Consider the following 2,213-nt stretch of genomic DNA (forward strand, 5'->3'; position numbering starts at 1 on the left):
GCCGCAGCCCGCTTACCGCTGCGCAGGGATCCCGCAAATAACCAGTTCGAGCGCCCGAGTGCCCATGGCCGTATCTGGTTCTCGACCTGGTTGTTGTCGATGGGCACAGCCCCATCGTCCAGGTAGCGCGTCAGCGCTACCCAGCGTTTCAGGCTGTAATCGAGGGCTTTAGCTGTGGCTGATCCGTTGGGCACCAAGTCGCGCTGGGCCAACATCCAGTCATGCAGTGCTTTGAGGATTGGCACCGCCATTTCCTGACGTATTCGCCAACGATCTTCATCACTCATGTCTCGCGCTTGGCGTTCGACCTCGTACAAACCGCTGATCGAGTGCAGGGCCTGTTCAGCCAACTGGCTTTTATTCGCTACGTGCAGATCAAAGAACTTGCGACGGGCGTGAGCCATGCAGCCGATTTCAGTGATGCCTTGTTCAAACCCGGCTTTGTAGCCAGCGAAGTCGTCGCAGACCAGCTTGCCGTTCCAGTCACCCAGAAAGTTGCGCGCATGTTCGCCAGCACGGCTTGGGCTGAAGTCGTAAACCACCGCCTTGAGCGCCGAAAACGGCGTGGTGCTGTAGGCCCAGACATAAGCCCGGTGGGTTTTCTTCTCGCCTGGCGCAAGCATTTGTACCGGTGTTTCGTCGGCGTGGATCACACCCTGGTTCAGCACCGCTTCACGCAGTGCATCGACCAACGGCTGAAGTCGCACACCGGTTTGTCCAACCCACTGCGCCAGGGTCGAGCGAGCAATTGCCAGCCCGGCGCGGCCAAAAATCTTCTCCTGCCGATACAGCGGCAAGTGATCGGCAAACTTGGCCACCATCACGTGGGCCAGCAGGCCTGCGGTCGGGATACCTTTGTCGATAACCTGCGCCGGCACTGGCGCCTGGATCAGTGTTTCACACTGACGGCAGGCCCATTTACCACGTACATGTTGCTCGACGGTAAACACGCCCGGCGTGTAATCCAGCTTCTCGCTGACGTCTTCGCCGATGCGTTGGAGCTGGCAACCACAGGCGCACTGAGTGTTTTCGGGTTCATGGCGAATGACGGTGCGTGGAAACTGCGGCGGCAAGGGCGCACGTTTCGGGGACTGCCGTGGTTCGGACTGTGGCGCAGCTGGGAGGAGCTGTTTTAGCTCGGCCTCGATAGCTTCAAGGTCTGTGTCGAGCAGGTCATCCAGCAAGCTGCTTTGAGCCGGGCTGATTTGCTCGCTGCGCTTGGCAAACTTGTGCCGTTTGAGCAGGGCGATTTCGAACTTGAACTGTTCGATGAGGATTTCATCGTTCTGGATCTTTCTGCTCATCGCCTCGACCTGGGACTGCAACTGCAACGCCTGTGCCGCCAAGGCACGAAGCTGTTCCGGGGTCATCTGGTCGAGGTTGGGCGAGAAAGTCATGCCGCCGATTGTGCCAGAGCAGGCGCGGGACGACGACAAGTAGACCGGCCAAATGGCCGGCGGTTACAGCATGCTGATTACACCGCCGGCGCCAACGCGCTGCCACGGCAAGCCCAGTACCAACGCCTGGAGTTGTTCGTTGTCGAGCTCGACCTCGCAGCCATTGCGAATGCCGGGCCAGTGGAACTTGCCTTGGTTCAGTCGTCTCGCTGCGAGCCAGACGCCCACGCCGTCGTGCACCAGCACTTTCATCCGGTTGGCCCGGCGATTGGCGAACAGATAAGCGCAGTGCGGCTTCGCCGCACCGAACACCGCAATCACCCGGGCCAGTGCCGTTTCGGTACCGGCGCGCATGTCCATAGGCTCGGTTGCCAGCCAGATCGCATCGATGCGAATCATTGAGCGACAGCCCGAATAAATTGCGCGCAGCCCTCGGGATCCGAGGCTGGCCATTTCACCGTGATCAATTGCCCTGCCATGGGCAACTCGATGATCACTGACGCTTCGACTGGCCGTTTAGGTGGGGCTTTTAGCGGGACGAAAGCCGGTAGTGAAGTCGTTGCGGGCTGATCTCGATAGAGCGGCAGCCATTTACGGATGACGTTGGCATTGATGCCGTGGCTGATGGCGACACTGGACACCGTCGCGCCAGGTTGCAGGCATTCCTGAACGACCTGGGCTTTGAATGGTTTCGGATAAGAGCTTCGTTGGCGCATGGAAATCCTGGCGATAAGGGTGATCGCGTCCGCTTAAAAATACGCGGACACCATCGCCCTTAATGCTGGAGTTCGGAAGGTGAGTTCGCCGGACGCTTAC

Annotated in this window: 3 protein-coding genes; all 3 read right to left on the reverse strand. The window is 59.4% G+C overall.

The features are described from left to right. Positions 1-1,397: IS66 family transposase (locus DMX12_RS28745; RefSeq protein ID WP_110680089.1), on the reverse strand; the 1,397-nt coding region annotated here is incomplete at its 3' end. 63 nt (positions 1,398-1,460) lie between these two features. After that, on the reverse strand, positions 1,461-1,796 hold the full coding sequence (gene tnpB / locus DMX12_RS30155) for an IS66 family insertion sequence element accessory protein TnpB (RefSeq protein WP_161893341.1): 336 nt from the start codon (positions 1,794-1,796) through the stop codon (positions 1,461-1,463). Further along, the gene (locus tag DMX12_RS28755) at positions 1,793-2,113 is read right to left on the reverse strand and encodes a transposase (RefSeq protein ID WP_161893342.1); all 321 of its coding nucleotides are present in this window, start codon (positions 2,111-2,113) and stop codon (positions 1,793-1,795) included. Before DMX12_RS28755 ends, tnpB begins: the two co-directional genes overlap by 4 nt. Positions 2,114-2,213 lie beyond the last annotated feature (100 nt).

Source organism: Pseudomonas sp. MB-090624 (assembly GCF_003205245.1).
Taxonomy (GTDB): domain Bacteria; phylum Pseudomonadota; class Gammaproteobacteria; order Pseudomonadales; family Pseudomonadaceae; genus Aquipseudomonas; species Aquipseudomonas juntendi.

Excerpts from the sequence above, each read along its gene's own strand:
- tnpB (WP_161893341.1), bottom strand. The coding sequence starts at position 1,796 with ATGATTCGCATCGATGCGATCTGGCTGGCAACCGAGCCTATGGACATG.
- DMX12_RS28755 (WP_161893342.1), bottom strand. The coding sequence starts at position 2,113 with ATGCGCCAACGAAGCTCTTATCCGAAACCATTCAAAGCCCAGGTCGTT.